We start from the raw sequence: 17,503 nt of genomic DNA, 5'->3' as shown, positions 1-17,503 counted from the left end.
CCCCTCTTTGCAAGAGGGGTGGCAGCCGTAGGCTGACGGGGTGTTTATAAAGTCATAGTTTTTCTAAAGTGCGTAACGCCAGTTAGTTAACAAAGTGGATTATATACCCATCATAAACCATTTTACAGAGTTTCTTGCTTCGGATTTTGCGTGATACTGATAAGTTGAATTTTGCTAATAGTCTCAGCTATTACCTGCAACCCAGCTTATCAATATCTTCACAAACTTCTTAACAACTAAACATTGCAAAATGATTCACGATGGGTATAGCGGGTTTAAAATTTAATGAGAAGCCAAACTTGGCACGCTTTTTTTCACAAGTAGTTCAATAGCTTTTAGCCATTTAGTAATTGCAGAGCCACGACGATAAACCAAACCAATCTCACGGAAAGGAGCCGGTGTCTTAAAGTCAATATAATGAATGCCATTATGTGAGGTAAGTGTAGCAATTTCAGGGATAATGGTAATGCCGAGTTTAGCAATCACCATTTGTCTTAAAGTCTCAAGACCTGTGGCATTACACTGGATACTTTGTGCAGGATTGATGTTTAAAGATAAGACTTGCTCGCGCAGGCAATGACCTTTTTCTAAAAAAAGCATGGCTTCATCATTAAGCTTTGATATATCAACCTCTTGTAATTGACTTAAAGGATGCCCCTCATACACAGCAAGTTTAAATGTATCTTTAAATAGCGGTAAAAACTCCAGTCCTTGTGGTAAAGGTTCTTGCGCTAAAAGAGCGGCATCAATTTTACCTGATTGTAGCATTTGAATGAGCGTAGGGCTTTTTTCCTCAATAGGGTAGATCTTAATAGGGCTCTTATCCGCTAAGGTTGTATGAATGAGCTGTGGTAACAGATAATGCGCAAGTGTGGGGAATAGTCCAATTCTAAATAATAGGTCTTCTGTTTTATTATGCATTGCTGACAAGTCTCTTATATCTTGAGCAATGGTTAATAGTGATTGTGCTTTGTCAATAATCTGCTGCCCAATAGCGGTCACAAGCACACTTTTTTGGAAGCGTTCAAAAATGGCAACACCTAACTCATCCTCAAGCTTTTTAATTTGCATGCTAAGTGCTGGTTGGCTAACAAAGCATTCTTGTGCTGCTTTATTGAAGTTTTTATGTTTGGCAACAGCAATAATATATTCTAAGTCACCGATATTCATAATTTTCCATTCAAGGCAGCATTTAGATTTAAGATTACTCGATTTTGTGCCAGAATAAACGATAAAATTAGACATAAAATAATAAGCACCATTTTGTTATGAATCAATACACTGCTCAATCCATTGAAGTTTTATCGGGTCTTGATCCTGTTAAACGACGCCCGGGAATGTATACCGATACGCAAACGCCTAATCATGTCGCACAAGAGGTGATTGATAATGCAGTGGATGAAGCATTAGCAGGGCATGCCAATAAGCTTAATATCAGAGTCTATGATGATGGTAGTTTTGAGGTTGAAGATAATGGTCGAGGTATGCCGGTTGATATTCATCCAGAGGAAGGGATATCAGGTGTTGAGCTGATTATGACACGTTTGCATGCCGGCGGAAAATTCTCCAAAGAAAATTATCTTTATTCAGGTGGACTTCATGGGGTTGGTGTATCCGTCGTTAATGCATTAAGTTTGCGTGTTGAAGTGTTTATCAAACGTGATGGTAAGCGTTATTTTATTGCTTTTGAACATGGTGACAAGGTTGAAGAATTAAAGATAGTATCCGAAGTTGGCAAAAAAAATACAGGGACTACGGTACGTTTTTGGCCGGATCCTAAATATTTTGATACACCCAAATATGCAACGCGTAAATTAAAGAACCTATTAAAAGCTAAAGCAGTATTGTGTCCAGGTCTTACTGTTGACTATCAAAACGATGAGCAAAATGATCGCATGACTTGGCAATACGACGGTGGGTTATTGGCTTATTTACAAGAGAAAATTGACGGTCTTGAGATATTGCCAGAGACACCTTTTTCAGGCTCTTTTAGTGATGGGCAATATGTTGTTGATTGGGCGCTTTGTTGGCCACAAGAAAGTGATAACCTAATTACAGAAAGCTATGTTAACTTGATTCCAACACCTTTAGGTGGCACACATGTTAATGGCTTAAGATCAGGACTGTTAGATGCAATGCGTGAGTATTGTGAGCTTCATAATATCTTGCCGCGTGGGGTTAAAATTATGCCGGATGATATCTTTGCTGGCCTTTGTTATGTATTATCACTTAAAATGCCTGAACCGCAATTCTCCGGACAAACCAAAGAGCGATTATCATCACGTGATTGTGTGAACTTTATTGCCACACACGTCAAAGATGCCTTTAGTTTGTGGTTGAATCAAAATATTGAAACAGCAAATCAAATTGCTGAAGCAATTATTTCGCGCGCGCAAAAACGTCTTAAGGCTGAGAAAAAGGTTGTGCGTAAGAAAGTCACCCAAGGCCCACAATTGCCTGGTAAATTAACGGATTGTGTGACACAAGATACCCAATATAGTGAGCTCTTTTTAGTTGAAGGAGATTCCGCAGGTGGCTCGGCAAAGCAAGCGCGAGATCGTGAATTTCAGGCGGTGATGCCATTAAGAGGAAAAATTCTAAATTCATGGGAAATTGATTCATCAGAGGTGCTCTCATCACAAGAGATTCATGATATCGCAGTAGCAATTGGAGTTGATCCAGGCAGTGATAATTTAGAAGGATTACGTTATGGCAAGATTTGTATTCTTGCGGATGCAGATTCGGATGGTTTGCATATTGCGACATTACTATGTGCTTTATTCTTGCGTCACTTTAAACCATTGGTTGAGAAAGGGCATATCTATGTGGCTATGCCACCATTATTTAGAATTGATGTCGGTAAAGAAGTCTATTATGCGTTAGATGAAGCTGAGAAGAATGTTATTCTGCATAAAATTGCCCAAAATAAAAAATCAGCTAAAACCAATGTTTTGCGCTTTAAAGGCTTGGGGGAAATGAATCCGATGCAGTTAAGAGAATCAACAATGGCAATGGATACCCGACGTCTTGTGCAATTGACATTATCCAGTGATGAGCGCTTTGATCTAGAGGAAATGGATGAGATGCTCGCTAAGAAGCGCTCATTAGACCGCAAACATTGGTTGGAGCAGCAAGGGAATTTAGCTGATTTAGAGTGATTTAGGAAGAGAAATTACAAAAACGAAACTTCTTTATTGTCATAAACATACGTCAAATATGAATCTAATGTATAACCCTGTGAACGTACTGCTTTAATTGGCGAGCTTGAGTTGTGACCTTGCGTTAATTTGTTGCGGAGTCGATGAACATGAATGTTAACATCACGCACCATGCTTTCTTTGATATTTAAATTCAAATATTTGGCAATTTCTTCACGCATAAAGGTTTTACTCGGGTCAGACAGTAGAAGTTTAAGCAAGGCGCCTTCTTTGTCTGTTAGATAAATATCTGAGTTATCAGGATGTGTTACCAATGATTTACGTGGATGATATACCCATTTACCAAATTGGATTTGATTGTAATCGCTGATGTTTATGTCTTCAATATTGACTGAGCCTGTAATAGCGTATGGTGATTGCGTGGTATTGCGATCACGTAGTTTAGCCTTGATACGAGCCATAAGAACATGCTGGTTGTACGGAATCTCAATGTAGTCATCAGCGCCTGCTTCAAAGCACAATACAATCTCGGTAGCATCGGTATTTTTTGAGACAAAGATAATGGCCATGTTTGGATAGCGTTCACGAATGTTTTTGCATAGCTCAATGCCGTACATATCAGGTAATAATAAATCAAGGAGCACCACTCTGGTGTTTTTATTAGCAGCTAATAAGTCCAAGGCTTCTTGTCCTGAAAGTGCAATGTTTGTTTGGTGTAAGTAACGTTGAAGTAATGTTTGTAGGTCTTTGGTATTTTCTTTATTGGTGCTAACCAATAATATACTGTTATCTTCTTTCATGGCATCTCTCATCATCTTTAGGTTTAAAAAAATCTCCCAGATCATTGTTAATAATAGATTGAACTAAGTAACACATGATCGTATTGAGCATAATTATATTTAAAATATTTCGGATTTTCCATGTTGTTTATAGCACAACTGCTTAAAAAGTGATTTATTATTCATAATGTGTTGCAAGTTGACAGATAAGAAATATAAAAAATATAAAAAGCAGATCGGCTGTGCTTTTAGTATTTTTAGTGTTTTATGTAATTTACGCTTAATTGTGTTTGGCTTTTTTATGATCTATAACTTAATAGGTTGATAGATGAATTGGAGTAATAAAGTGTCGCGATATTTAAAGTTTGTGAATTTGATAGGATTTTATATTTTGACGCAAGTTGGTTATGCCGAGTCAAAGGTAGCAATTTTTGCCGGAGGTTGTTTTTGGTGTGTGCAGGCGGATTTTGATAAGCTCAAGGGCGTTGTCAAAACTGAAGTAGGATATGATGGTGGGACAACTTTATACCCAAACTACAAACAGGTATCAACAGGGAAGACAGACCATTTAGAGGTTGTTAAAGTTTGGTATGAGGATGATATTCTGGGTTATACTCAACTTTTGAATTATTTCTTTAAACACATTGATCCAACGGTCAAAGATCGGCAATTTTGTGATTTGGGTGCGCAATATCAAAGTGCAGTTCTATATCAAAACAATGAACAAATGCAAATAGCGCAAACTATGATTGAAAAAACTAAAACTTATCTAAACAAGCCAATATATACGCAGTTACGTCCGAGCACCATGTTCACGCCAGCTGAAGAATACCATCAGAAATATTATCTAAAAAATCCTATCAGTTATGCATTTTATCGTTGGCAATGTGGGCGCAATGCACGATTAAAGGAAGTTTGGCAATAAATCTACAATCTATTTAATCCATTTAATGCAGCAACTCGATAGGCTTCAGCCATGGTAGGGTAGTTAAATGTTGTGTTAATAAAGTACATCAATGTATTGGCTTTACCTTTTTGTGACATGATCGCCTGTCCGATGTGGATAATCTCAGAAGCCTGGCTACCAAAGCAGTGAATGCCTAATAACTGTAGTGTTTCACGATGAAAAATAAGCTTAAGCATGCCGGCAGTTTTGCCTGAGATTTGCGCGCGTGCAAGATCTTTAAAAAAGGCGTGCCCCACCTCGTATGGAATCTTTTCTTCGGTGAGTTCTTGCTCGGTTTTACCAACTGAACTAATTTCAGGCAAGGTATAAATTCCAGTTGGAATATCTTTAATTAAATGGTTGGTGCACTTGCCTTCAGCAATATGCGTTGCAGCAAAGCGTCCTTGATCAAAAGCCGCAGAGGCAAGAGATGGATAACCAACTACATCGCCAACAGCATAAATATGCGGATGCTTAAGGGTTTGATAGTTCTGATTAACTTCAATTGATCCACGGATATTTGTTTCAATATCAATTGCATCAAGCCCTAATTGATCAGTATTACCTGTGCGTCCTTGGGCAAACAATAGATAATCTGATTTGATGATTTTATTTGATTTTAATTTTAAGATTACTTCGTTATCATTGGCATCAATGCTGTCATAGTGCTCATTATGATGCGTGCGAATACCTTGCTCGCGAAAGTGGTAACTCAAGGCATCAATAATCTCATTATCAAGAAAAGATAATAGTCGTTCGCGGTTATTAATTAAATTGACACGGATTTTTAATGTGCGGAAAATAGAGGCATATTCGCAGCCAATAACACCTGCACCATAAATAGAGATGGTTTTGGGGTTATCATCAAGGTGTAAAATACTATCGCTGTCTAAAATACGAGGGTGATTAAAATCAATATCCTTTGGATGATAAGGTCTTGAGCCCGTAGCAATGACAAAGTATTTTGCTTTGAACTGTTCTTTGGTTTGTTCTTCTTCGTGTGTTGAACAAATACAAATGGTATGTGGGTCGATAAAGCGTGCAAAGCCATGCAGCATATCTACATTGTTGCGTTTGTAAAACCCTGTTTTTAGCTCGGTTTGGGCATTTATAACACGTGATGCATTTTCCAACATTTGTGGGTAGCTATAATCATGATATTTCGCATGAAAAGAAAAGTGAGATACTGCATGTCGCAGTGCTTTGCTTGGAATTGTGCCTTGATGTGTGCAGTTGCCACCGATAGTCTCGGATTCAACAATCGCCACTTTAAGACCTGATTTAGCTGCCTTAATTGCGGCACCTTCACCACCAGGTCCACTGCCGATAACAATGACATCGTAGTCAAAAGAGTCAAAAGAATCGAATTGCATGGTATTTACGCCTTTCTGGAAATTTGCTGCAAATTGTAGCATATGGATTATGGGCATGTGGAACTTTTTAAGCATTGTTTCAGCGCAATGATTGATAAGTGTCAAAAGGGCGCTACAATAAAAACTGTTTTAGGCTTATAAGGAGAAGTAATGTCACTGCTAAATTGGCTTGATTGGATTTTTATTATTATTGTGTTTGGCTTTGCAATTATTGGCTTTTCACAAGGTTTTGTGCGCGGATTAATCTCTTTGCTGACTTGGTTGATTGCTGCAGTGTCTGCCTACTTTTTTGCTGATTCTCTTGATATGAATTTTGTTACGAAGTGGTTTAACTCACCTGAAGTGGCATTTTGGATCTCGTTTTCTGCGATTGTACTCTTTGTTTGGCTTCTAGGTGGTGTGGCACATATTATTTTTGGTGTCTTTCGTAAAGATCATCAGACGGTTACGGATCGCTTATTGGGTTTTTTATTTGGCATTGTTAAATCAACACTTGTGGTGAGTTTAATTGTTGGTGTGCTTAGTTATAACAAGGCGCTCACTGAGCAAGAAGCTTGGCAGGATTCATTACTGGTGCCGTGGTTAGTTAAAGGAGCGGTTTGGGTTGATCATAAATTGCCAGAAGATGTTCATGAAAAAATACATAACAATAGTATCTATAAATATAATAGAAGTGACCAAGGTAGTGATGATAAAGAAGGAACAAATAATAACGCTGATCAAAATAACTCAAATAATTATCAAGAACAGGAGTTTCATAAATCAAAAGCTGAGTTAGATGCTATTGGTTGACGGTTTAGTGTGGAAAAATAGAAAGGAATTTTTATAGTGCCGCCCATATCTGCCGCTGCTTACATGGCTCTTGAACCCTCAAGAACCAAGTGGGTGCGTTTGCTGTTCGTTGGGCTTCTCAGCTAGGCCGAGCATGCACGCTAAAACAAGTATCTACGCTCCCGATATAAATACATCGGCTCAAGAATGTAAGGACTGGCTAACAGCACAGGCAACACTAAACTTACACCTGAAATCATAGAAGCATATGTTACTAAGTGCAAGTGATTTGTTGTAAAAAAAATGATACGATATAGGCATCTTGATTATAATGATAAAAACACTTATGCAAATAACGGAAAAACAAGTTTTACCTGATTATCAGGAGGTGACTGCTGCACTGCGCAAAATCAATGCATTATCTGAGGCTTCTGAGGCACATGCTTTGTTGTGTGCGCTTTTTACAGGGGGTGCTGAGGTGCGCATTGAAGCATGGATGGATTCACTAATGGCTGAGCCCATCGAGGCAGGTGACGTTGTTGCACAAGATGCATTAAAAGTATTAGCTGAAATGTATCAGGTAACGAAAGCACAATTTTTGGCGCAGGATATGCATTTTGATTTGTTGCTGCCAGATGATGATGAAAAATTCTATATGCGAATTGATGCATTAGCCATGTGGAGTCAAGGCTTTTTGTCAGGATTGGGCTTAATGGAGATCGACTACACCAAAGGTTCTTTAGAAGTACAAGAGGCAATTGCTGATTTAATCGATATGTCGCGCTTGCAATATGATGATGAAGTCACCGGACAAGAAGATGAAGAAAGAGCCTATATGGAACTGGTTGAATATACGAAGGTCGCGGTACTTCTTATTCATAGTGAGTTTGGACTTAAACGCTTATACCCATCGTAAACCATTTTGCGGTGTTTAGTTGCAACGCAAAAAGTTCTGTAAAATGATTTGTGGTGGGTATATATTCATAAATATATTTTGAGGAAAAGCATTCGTGTTAAATAATAAAAAAGTAATTATATTATTAATGGATTCTTTTGGTATTGGTGAAGCTAAAGATGCCAAACTATTTGGCGATCAAGGTGCTGATACCTTGGGGCATATTGTCGATTATCGTGCGCAGTATAAAAGATCATTAGATTTACCAAATCTTGCCAAACGTGGTTTGCAGAAAGCCGCAGAACTAAGTCGTGCGCGTAAACTTACGATTGATTTATATGAAGAAGAGCCTGTTGTAGAGGCTAAGTATGGTTATTGTGTTGAGAATAGTAAGGGCAAAGATACGCCAAGTGGTCACTGGGAGATTGCCGGTGTGCCGGTAATGTTTGATTGGCATTATTTTGCGCAAAGTAGTCATGCTGAAGATGAAGACACATCGGTATTTCCTAAAGCATTTATTGATGAATGGCTAAAACGCAGTGAATTAACGCAAGGTGTGATTGACGCAGGTCACGCATCAGGTACTGAAGTACTTAGAGTACATGGTGTTAATCACTGTTTAACAAAGAAGCCGATTATCTACACCTCAGCAGATAGTGTTTTTCAGGTGGCAGCACATGAGGAATACTTTGGTTTAGAGCGTTTGCTCAAGATATGCAAGATTGCACGTGAGCTTCTGGATGAAATGGGATTAGTAGTAGGACGCGTGATCGCTCGTCCCTTTATTGGTGAGTCAGCAAATGAATATGCGCGTACGGGAAATCGCAAAGACTATTCGGTGTTGCCGCCGGAGGCTACCTTGCTTGATAAATTAAAAGAAGCCGGTGGCGAGGTTGTCTCAATTGGTAAGATTGCAGATATTTACGCTAATCAAGGAATCACGCAAAGCATTAAAGCTACGGGGCTAACAGAGTTATTCGATGTCACATTGTCAACGTATCAAAACGCTGAGCCTAATTCGCTTATTTTTACAAACTTTGTCGATTTTGATTCAAGTTTTGGCCATCGCCGTGATATTGAGGGCTATGCCAAAGCATTGGAGTATTTTGACTCACGCCTGCCTGAGCTTGATCAACTACTAGATGATGATACCATTGTTATTATTGCAGCGGATCATGGTTGTGACCCAAGTTGGCAGGGAACAGATCACACGCGTGAGCATATTCCTTTTCTGGTGTGGGGCAAAAATATCACGACTGAAAGCATTGGCGAGCGCATGAGCTTTGCTGATATTGGTCAGAGCATCGCTGATTATATGGGATTAGCACCCTTAAGCTGTGGGCAGTCGATTTTCAAATCAGCGGATATGGCACATGTTGGTTGATCACAGTCAGTTCACGGAAATTGTTTCTCTTATTGATCTGACATCTTTGAATAAGTCAGATACTCAGGCGAGTATGGATCAATTGTTACAAAAGAGCGTTAATCATCTAGGTGCAGTCGCTGCAGTTTGTGTTTATCCGGAATTTATTTCATATATTAAATCTAAAGTTCATCCAGATATTGCGATTGCAACAGTGGTTAATTTCCCTGAAGGTAAGGCATCTCTTGATTCTGTCGTCATGGAAGTTAACAATGCGATGAAAATCGGTGCTGATGAAGTTGATCTAGTCATTCCCTATACAGAATATCTTGAAAATGGCACATCGCCACATGCGATAAATATGGTCAAAGCGGCAAAAGAGTTATGCCACGATCGTACGTTAAAGGTGATTATAGAATCTGGTGAGTTATCATCTGAGCTTATCCAAATTATCAGTCGTGATATGATTAATGCTAAAGCAGATTTTATTAAAACCTCAACGGGTAAAACAGCTGTTGGTGCAACGCTAGAAGCGGCAAAGATTATTCTGCAGGAAATTGCCTTATCAGGTTGTACGGTTGGCTTTAAGGCATCGGGTGGTATTAGAAGTTATGCTGAGGCACTTGAGTACATTCAATTGGCGCGTTCAATGTGTGGTGATCACTATATTAATAAACAGCACTTTCGCTTTGGCGTTAGCGGTTTATTGAATAATTTATTAAACCTTGAGTCAAGCACAAGCAGCTATTAGAGATGAAAGAATATAGTCAAAATAATCAAAAAGCACAGTTTATTGCCATTGAAGGCTTAGAAGGAGCGGGCAAAAGTACTGCCATTGAATTTATTCGTGAAATATTGTCACAAGAGAAAATTGAGTCCGTTTTTACGCGTGAACCAGGCGGTACTTTTTTAGCTGAAAAGATACGTAAGCTTTTAATTACACCGTATGAGGAGGAAGCACTGTGTCCTGAGGCTGAATTGCTCCTTATGTATGCAGCACGTATGCAGCATGTTGAAAGATTAATTAAACCCACACTTAACAGTGGCAAATGGGTAGTAAGTGATCGCTTTAACTGGTCAAGTTCGGCTTATCAAGGAGGTGGCAGAGCGCTAGGATTTGATAAAGTTAAGCAGTTAAATGATTTATTACTATCATCCTTTCAACCAAATTTAACGATTTACTTGGATATTGATCCTGAGCTTGGGCTTCAGCGTGCTAGATCAAGAAATGCGCTTGATCGGATCGAGCAGGAAAAGATAACGTTTTTTAATCGGGCGCGCGAGGTGTTTTTAAAGCTTGTTAAAGATAACCCGCAAACAAGTGTTATGATTAATGCCAATAACACCATTGAAGAAGTTCAGGCACAGTTAACCGACGTGTTTTTAAAATTTATTAAGTAATGAATCAAGAGTAAGTTGCGCTCTAATTGCTATTGACTTCATGTAATGCGCCTTCAGGGATGTCTAAAGTGGTTGTAGGGAAAGCGATTTGTGCACCATTTTGCTCAATGATTTCACCAACTTTTAGCATGACTTCATCTTGTGTGGCTTGGAACTTTACCCAGTTGGTTGTTTTGGTAAAGGTGTAAACCATAAAATTAATCGAGTATGAACCAAAGACACCTTCAGTATTTGAGCCCATATTGGTGTTGCCATTAACAATACAAACCAATGTTGTACACGTTTGATCAATTGCAGGGTGACTCTTAAGCATCTGGCGAATGTCATGCAAGATCTGGTGTACCTTGCTAAAATCTTGATAACGTACACCAATATATTGCAAAATTCGGCGGTTTGTCATACGTGAGGCATTAACAACCGCAGCGGTTAGAAAAGTAGCATTTGGTACATAAATAGGACGTCGATCAAATCCTCGAATAATGGTGAGTCTAAAGCTTATTTTTTCAACCGTTCCTTGAATACTACCATCAACGGTATAAATCCAATCCCCTACGGCAAAAGGCCGATCAAGATAAAGTACGGTACCTCCAAAAAGGTTCTTGATAAGTTCTTGTTGTGTAATTGCAAAAAAGCCCGTTACTACGGTTGCCATACCAGCTAAAGCGACAATAGGGATATCAAGTGCACCAAGTACACTGAAAAATAGTAAAATAACAACGATTGCTTGGGAAGCCTTATAGACCGTTTCAATCATACTAAAGTCATTGTAACCACCATCAGTGCGTGTGTTTTTTTCAATAAATAATTTACGTATGCCGCCAGCGAATCGTAATAATATCCATGCGATACATAGGATTACCAAGATCTTTACAGTTTTGTTGGCAATTGCAAAAATCATTTGCGGCTGCTCACCTTGCCAATTAACAAATTGAGTGAGAATAATCCATAATCCAATTATCCATGTGATGTAGCGTACAGGGCGATTAACTGCTTGATAAAATATGCGCAAATAAGGTGATTTTTTGGCAAGGCTTTTATCAAAAACAGCAAGTACAATACGAATAATCACATTAATCAGTAAAATAGCGATAATCACGATTAGCGCATGAACATACTCAGCATAAGCTTTGTTAACATCCATATATTGTGTAATAGGGTCCATAAGTCACTCAATAATCTTTTTGTAATGAATATTATTCTAGGGAAATTCTTCAGAAGTTCAATATGGATATTGTTACAAACCGTTGTTAAAAAAATGTTGAAAGCACTGCCAACGGTCGTTAAAGGCGTTATCATGCTGATAGCAAGTATTATTAAAAATATCGAGAATTTCATTCATGACGCTAAATTCATTGCATAATAAAGCAATGTCACCTCCAGCGTCAAAGAACCTTTGACAGTTTTCTAGTGGGTGCTTAGCTGTTTGAGTTGCAGCCGCCATGCCAAAATCGTCACTAAAAATAATACCTTTGAAACCAACTGTTTGGCGTAAGTAAGTCGTAAGCCAAAACTTCGATTGTGAAGCAATCTCAGTATCGATTTGTGGGTAAGATAGATGGGCAACCATAATGCTATCGGCTTTATTTTCACTAATAAGTGTGGTAAAGAGCAGTAAATCCGTTTGTTCAATGTCAGTTAAGATTCGATGATCAATAACGCTTTCGGTGTGAGAGTCAGCAGCTAAGCTGCCATGCCCTGGGAAGTGCTTTAAAACGCTAGGTAAGTTGTATTGATGCATGGTGTCAATGTACTGCCTAGCATAATGTATGACGTCATCTGCATTTTCAGCAAAAGCACGTGTATTAATCACACGACTATCTTGATAATACAAGTCAACTACGGGGGTGAAGCTAAAGTCAATGCCATGATGTTTCAATTCATTGGCTAGTGTGGCGACATGTTGTTTAAGTTGTGTTTTATCATTTGTTTGTGCAAGTTCATAGAGAGAGGGTAGTGGTGTGAATTGATCGCTTTTAAAGCGCTGAACGCGCCCACCTTCTTGATCAACACAAATAATAAGATCATTACGATATAATTTAATGGCTGTCGTTAGTTTCTTTAGTTGATCTGAGGTTATGAAATTACGACTAAACAAAATCACGCCAACAACGTGTTTGTTTTGTAAGCGATTGATGTCGTGGGTGGTTAATTCAGTGGATTCAATACCAATGATAAAGCGAGCAGTGATTGGGTTAGTGTGCATTTTATTGCTCATCTGATTGCTGCTGTGTCGCATCATTTGCTTGAGGTATTGTAGGTGTTATAGCATTTATTGTTGTTGACGTGCTTGTGGGGTTAATTGTTGTTGCATTATTTGTATTAGCTGTTGTTGTGTTTGGTGTTGCAGTAGAACCACTTGTTTGGTTATTCGTTGGAGGCAAGATTGTTGGATTATCTTGTTCGGTTGAACTAGAAACAATAGGCGCACTCAAAGTAACGACACTTTGTTTTAAAGCATTGGCTTTTTGTTGTTGATATAACACGTAAACCGTGTGCCCTAACAGAACAATCAAAATCAAAATGATCAAGCGATTAATGTAATCAAAGGGTTTCATTTTGCCTTTGCGTGAGCGCTTATAATCCAAGTAATCAATTCTATTTAACATGCTCACAATTTTGCGCTCAGGCATCCCAAGACATTCGCCATATTTACGATAATAGTTTTTAAGTGATTGCGTGGGTAACTCCAGTGAAAATAGATCATCAGTATCTTCTAGCATCTGAATGGTTTGTGCAGTGAAGCTCATTTTGCTTGCAGCACCGTCGACGGTTAATTGTTGTTGTTCACGTAAATGCTTAAGTTGTTGTTGAAAGCTATTCATTATTGTTAATGCTAGATTTATTGTAACTGCCCTGAATTATATACTGCGCATAAAGCATTTTATAGTCTTTCTTGCGCTACTTTGAATATGAATTTAATCAAATGTCAATTTCTTTTAGGTTTTTTAGAAAAAATTTGATAGAATGCTGCAAAATTTCGACATCCGTATTTATCAAATCGTGCGAGTTGGTGCTTGAAATAGTCAGGCAATTAAGAAGCATTGAGATGTAAGATATATAAACAAAAGGGTATATAAAACGATGGCATTAGAGCATTTGCTACATCCGACAACAGTGAATAATCTCGAGAAAAATGACAAAGAAGCAAAGATTATTTTGGAGCCTTTAGAGCGTGGCTTTGGTTACACGCTTGGATTCTCATTGAAGCAGATTTTAGCTAACGCGTTGGCAGGGGCTGCGTTAACACGTGTTAAGTTCAATGATGGTGATGATCTATCTGCTCAGTTACCAACGGCTGAAACAATTGAAGAGATCTTACTTAACTTGCAAGCGATTGAGTTTAAGCTTTCACCTGAACATAAAACAGCTGAGATTGCGATTAAACTTTCAGGTAAGGCAAAAGATGTTTATGCAGCGGATTTAACGGTTTCTGAAGGCTTAGAGATCTTAAATCCTGATGTTTATATTTGCCAATATGAAGGTAAAGAAAAACTTTCAATTGATGGGCAAATTGACCTAGGTGTTGGCTATGTTGCTGCAGATCAAGGGTTTGTTGATGGTTGTTTTGTATTAGATGCGTCTTATTCGCCGATTGTAAGTTGCAGCTATAATGTGGAGAATGCACGTGTTGCACAAAAGACAGATTTGGATAAGTTAATTCTTGAGATTAAAACAGATGGTAGTTTAACCCCATCTGAAGCATTGAGTTTGGCCGCACAAAAAATTCAAACACAAATGTCAAATATCGTCGATGAAGATGAGTTGGCAGAGCGTCTATATGTTGAAGAAGAACCACAAATCGACCCATTCTTATTGAAAACAGTTGAAGAATTGGATTTAACGGTGCGTTCAGCAAATTGTTTAAAATCAGAGAACATCCGTTATATTGGTGAATTAGTACAGCGCACCGAGTCTGAGCTGATGAAAACTCCAAACTTTGGTCGTAAGTCTTTGAATGAAATTAAAGAAAAATTATCTTCTTATGGTTACTCATTGGGTACTATCGTTGATGATTGGCCAAAAGAGTTGATCTAAAATTAACTAACTTTGGCTGAGCGTTAGTCGAAGCCCTATGTCCCTTTTGTATAATATTTTCCGTTCGACTTAGCTCAGGGTACGATATATGTTGGCTGAGCGTCAGTCGAAGCCTAAATTCATTTAATTATATTTTTTTATGTCTTTGGCTGTGGTAATTTAAAGACACTTTAAATCTAAAAAATCACCATATGTCATCATTAGCTCAACCTAATCTTTTTTCACGTAGACTCCTCAAAGGCTGGCTCTTTTTCTCATTAGCTGGCATTTTCTTTTTATATGAATTCTTTTGTCGCGCCTCATTTGGCTCGATGAATACGATTTTTGCCCATGATTTGCATCTAGATGCATTAACAGTAAGTAGTATTTCATCAGCCTATTTCCTCGCTTATTCTTTAATGCAGTTACCAGTTGGAATACTCATTGATCACTTTGGTGTGCGCAAGGTCGGTACGTTTGCCATTATTGTTACCGCGCTTGGCGCTTTATTATTTAGCTTTGCGACAACGGCAGCTGTCGCTTGGATTGGGCGCTTTGCCATTGGTTTGGGGTCTGCATTTGCTTTTGCGATGATGTTTAAAATTATTCTTGATTGGTTTCCGCATCAGCATTTAGGTGTTATGGGTGGTATGACGCAAATACTTGGAATGATTGGACCTATTTTAGCAGGTGCGCCTTTTGTGCTCATGCTTGTCGTCACGGATAATGATTGGCGATTAATCTTCCATGGCGTATTTATTGCCGGATGTGTTTTGGCTTTATTTTTCTTTTTATTTGTTAGAGATAAGTCTAAACGCCAAGGGGATAAGACAGGAGAAAATAGCAAGAATGCATTAACGGTTAAGCAAAAACTTGTGATGTTAATTAAAATAAAGCAGGTGTGGTTAATTGCGATTTTTGCTTTTTTTGTTTATCCGGCGGTTGAGGTAATTGGTTCAATGAGTGGTGTTGGTTATTTGGAGCATTTCTTTAGTCAAACAGTTTATGCAAGTGCCGTGTCATTCGTCTGGCTTGGACTGGGTTTAGGTAGTCCATTGGTTGGATTAATCTCAGACAAGCTAGGTCGGCGTAAACAAGTGTTATTAGCATGTGCTGTATTTGGTGTGATCATTAGTTTACTACTTAATTGGCTAGCGATTGATAGCTATGTGATATTTTCAATTTTAATGTTTTTGCTTGGGGTTGCAGCAGGCGCGCAAACCTTGTCTTTTGCCATTATGATCGAGAATGTTCCCACCTCATTAACGGCAACTGCTGTAGGGTTTAATAATATGTTTGTGTTATTAGGCGCTTGGGCTGCACAGAACGTCACCGGTATTGTGTTAAATCAATTTTCTAAAAGCGGTGAGAGTATTAGTGTCCATGGCTATCAAGTCGCACTTACTATTGGTTGCACTTTATTTTTTGCCATTGCATTTGTTATTGGTTTATTGACTGTCAAAGAAACTAATTGCAAACGTTTGCCGACTTTGCAGGAATAAAGCTTAAAATCACGGCAATAATTAGCCCAATTAAAATAGGCAGTAGTGCCGTTTGAAATCCACCTAAGGTGTTAGCGTTACACTGATAAGCTGATTGATACCAACTTAAAATCCAACCGATTAAAGGTTGCAGTATTGGTCCGCCCAAACCAATAATAATCATATTGGTGAAGCCCATTGCCATGCCTTGGGCATCAGGATGGGATAATTTCTCAATTGAGGCAAAGGGTAGAATGTAGGCGCCAGAACCAAAGCCAAGTAGAAAAAGCAAAATATTACCAAGATAAAAAGGAATCGCGATATATAAAAGGACGATAAAGCTAATCAGGGCAATAAGACTAAATAGTTGCATAACATGAATACAGCGAATTTTATTAGCAAGCCAGCCACTAGATGCAGCACCTAATGCTGCACCAATAAAAATCAGTGCCGTAGCATGCGATGCATGATTGCTTTGCTCAGGATAAAGCACTTGGATAAAGCCAATACTCCAAAGAGATGCAAAGGCGCTGATAATAGTGAAAATCAAACCACCAAATAAGCTATAGCGCCATACGTCACTGTTCTTCAATAATGTCATAAAATGCTTTAAGGTATGTGTTTGACAGTTGTTTTGTTTTTGTGGTTCACAGCATTCATGCGCATTGCCCTTAACGAAAATTAAAATTAAAGCAGCAAGAACCAAGCCGATAATAGCGCAGATAATCATCGCCGTACGCCAACCATAACCATTGATTGCATGCTCCAAAAAGTAATCTCCAGCGGCACCACCTAGCATGCCCATCATTTCAATCAGGCCTGCGACAATAGTGAATCTCTTAGGGAACCAACGTGCAGCAAGATACATTGCACATGCCACTCCTGGCGCACTTGCAATACCCATGATAATCCGAGAGATATTTGCTGTGGCAAAGCCTTCGGAAAAAGCGAAACCCAATGTGCTTAAACCTAAGATTAGCGCGCCAATAAATAAGGTTTTCTTAGGTCCAATTTTATCAATGATAAAGCCAGAGGGGATTTGCAAAAGAATATAAGGGTAAAAAAAAGCAGAAGATAAAAAGCCGATTTCAGTGAGGTTAATGCATAAATCACGCATTAATGTTGGCACCATTAAACTGGTTGAACCTTGCAGTAGGAATTGATAGAGCACAAAAAAGCCGCCAAGAAAGCAAATCCAAGCGGCAAGTATATTTCGTTGTCTGGTCATAAGTTTATCGCTAGCGCATTTTTTTCATTTTTTTAATGTGCCTTTTATACTGAAAAACAGATCAAATGTCGAAGAGTGTTTTAAGTTTTCATTA

At 38.5% G+C, this 17,503-nt stretch carries 16 protein-coding genes and 1 other RNA gene; 9 read left to right on the top strand and 8 right to left on the bottom strand.

The features are described 5' to 3' along the window. Positions 1 to 282: 282 nt before the first annotated feature. Complete coding sequence (locus ACY10D_RS01000) at positions 283 to 1,245, bottom strand: LysR substrate-binding domain-containing protein (protein ID WP_486998953.1); 963 nt, start codon at positions 1,243 to 1,245, stop codon at positions 283 to 285. A gap of 23 nt (positions 1,246 to 1,268) precedes the next feature. Here ACY10D_RS01000 and parE point away from each other — a divergent pair, with 23 nt between their 5' ends. Next, on the top strand, positions 1,269 to 3,158 hold the full coding sequence (parE, locus tag ACY10D_RS00995) for a DNA topoisomerase IV subunit B (protein ID WP_486998952.1): 1,890 nt from the start codon (positions 1,269 to 1,271) through the stop codon (positions 3,156 to 3,158). Positions 3,159 to 3,172: 14 nt separating this feature from the next. Here the strand turns inward: parE and ACY10D_RS00990 are convergent, their stop codons facing one another. Next, positions 3,173 to 3,958 (bottom strand): response regulator transcription factor, encoded by a 786-nt coding sequence (locus ACY10D_RS00990; RefSeq protein WP_486998951.1) that lies wholly within the window; start codon positions 3,956 to 3,958, stop codon positions 3,173 to 3,175. A gap of 325 nt (positions 3,959 to 4,283) precedes the next feature. On the opposite strand from ACY10D_RS00990, the gene msrA reads away from it, so the two are divergent. Further along, entirely contained in the window at positions 4,284 to 4,862 is a 579-nt protein-coding gene (msrA, locus tag ACY10D_RS00985) for a peptide-methionine (S)-S-oxide reductase MsrA (protein WP_486998950.1), read from the top strand. A 2-nt stretch (positions 4,863 to 4,864) separates the two neighbouring features. Here msrA and sthA read toward each other — a convergent pair whose 3' ends face one another. After that, positions 4,865 to 6,256 (bottom strand): Si-specific NAD(P)(+) transhydrogenase, encoded by a 1,392-nt coding sequence (gene sthA, locus ACY10D_RS00980; RefSeq protein ID WP_486998949.1) that lies wholly within the window; start codon positions 6,254 to 6,256, stop codon positions 4,865 to 4,867. 150 nt (positions 6,257 to 6,406) lie between these two features. Between sthA and ACY10D_RS00975 the strand changes: the two genes are divergently transcribed. Continuing rightward, a complete protein-coding gene (locus tag ACY10D_RS00975; RefSeq protein ID WP_486998948.1) occupies positions 6,407 to 7,048 on the top strand; it encodes a CvpA family protein in 642 nt (213 codons plus the stop codon). 36 nt (positions 7,049 to 7,084) lie between these two features. On the opposite strand, the gene ssrS is transcribed toward ACY10D_RS00975, so the two are convergent. Beyond that, positions 7,085 to 7,265: non-coding RNA, 6S RNA (ssrS, locus tag ACY10D_RS00970), on the bottom strand. A gap of 108 nt (positions 7,266 to 7,373) precedes the next feature. Here ssrS and ACY10D_RS00965 point away from each other — a divergent pair. The 4 genes from ACY10D_RS00965 (at position 7,374) to tmk (ending at position 10,686) form a co-directional block, all read left to right on the top strand. Then, on the top strand, positions 7,374 to 7,943 hold the full coding sequence (locus ACY10D_RS00965) for a UPF0149 family protein (RefSeq protein ID WP_486998947.1): 570 nt from the start codon (positions 7,374 to 7,376) through the stop codon (positions 7,941 to 7,943). A 94-nt stretch (positions 7,944 to 8,037) separates the two neighbouring features. Continuing rightward, positions 8,038 to 9,306 (top strand): phosphopentomutase, encoded by a 1,269-nt coding sequence (locus tag ACY10D_RS00960; protein WP_486998946.1) that lies wholly within the window; start codon positions 8,038 to 8,040, stop codon positions 9,304 to 9,306. Next, positions 9,296 to 10,036: a deoxyribose-phosphate aldolase gene (gene deoC, locus ACY10D_RS00955; protein WP_486998945.1), complete on the top strand. Its 741-nt coding sequence runs from the start codon at positions 9,296 to 9,298 to the stop codon at positions 10,034 to 10,036. Before ACY10D_RS00960 ends, deoC begins: the two co-directional genes overlap by 11 nt. Positions 10,037 to 10,038: 2 nt before the next feature. Further along, positions 10,039 to 10,686: a dTMP kinase gene (gene tmk / locus ACY10D_RS00950; protein WP_486998944.1), complete on the top strand. Its 648-nt coding sequence runs from the start codon at positions 10,039 to 10,041 to the stop codon at positions 10,684 to 10,686. A 22-nt stretch (positions 10,687 to 10,708) separates the two neighbouring features. Here tmk and ACY10D_RS00945 read toward each other — a convergent pair whose 3' ends face one another. From ACY10D_RS00945 to ACY10D_RS00935, 3 genes are all read right to left on the bottom strand, one after another. Beyond that, a complete protein-coding gene (locus ACY10D_RS00945) occupies positions 10,709 to 11,848 on the bottom strand; it encodes a mechanosensitive ion channel family protein (protein WP_486998943.1) in 1,140 nt (379 codons plus the stop codon). Between the two features lie 72 nt (positions 11,849 to 11,920). After that, a complete protein-coding gene (nagZ, locus tag ACY10D_RS00940) occupies positions 11,921 to 12,901 on the bottom strand; it encodes a beta-N-acetylhexosaminidase (protein WP_486998942.1) in 981 nt (326 codons plus the stop codon). Beyond that, positions 12,891 to 13,508, bottom strand: coding sequence for a hypothetical protein (locus ACY10D_RS00935; protein ID WP_486998941.1), 618 nt, complete (start codon positions 13,506 to 13,508; stop codon positions 12,891 to 12,893). The genes nagZ and ACY10D_RS00935 overlap by 11 nt, the downstream gene beginning before the upstream one ends. A 259-nt stretch (positions 13,509 to 13,767) precedes the next feature. Here ACY10D_RS00935 and ACY10D_RS00930 point away from each other — a divergent pair, with 259 nt between their 5' ends. Further along, on the top strand, positions 13,768 to 14,721 hold the full coding sequence (locus ACY10D_RS00930; protein ID WP_486998940.1) for a DNA-directed RNA polymerase subunit alpha: 954 nt from the start codon (positions 13,768 to 13,770) through the stop codon (positions 14,719 to 14,721). A 191-nt stretch (positions 14,722 to 14,912) separates the two neighbouring features. Next, entirely contained in the window at positions 14,913 to 16,202 is a 1,290-nt protein-coding gene (locus ACY10D_RS00925; protein ID WP_486998939.1) for an MFS transporter, read from the top strand. Here the strand turns inward: ACY10D_RS00925 and ACY10D_RS00920 are convergent. Beyond that, the gene (locus ACY10D_RS00920) at positions 16,168 to 17,409 is read right to left on the bottom strand and encodes an MFS transporter (protein ID WP_486998938.1); all 1,242 of its coding nucleotides are present in this window, start codon (positions 17,407 to 17,409) and stop codon (positions 16,168 to 16,170) included. The two genes, ACY10D_RS00925 and ACY10D_RS00920, sit on opposite strands and share 35 nt — an antisense overlap. Positions 17,410 to 17,503: the final 94 nt, after the last annotated feature.

This window comes from Cysteiniphilum sp. (assembly GCF_057495195.1).
The sequence above is the reverse complement of the archived record's forward strand: the minus strand, read 5'-3'. Positions and strand labels throughout refer to the sequence as shown.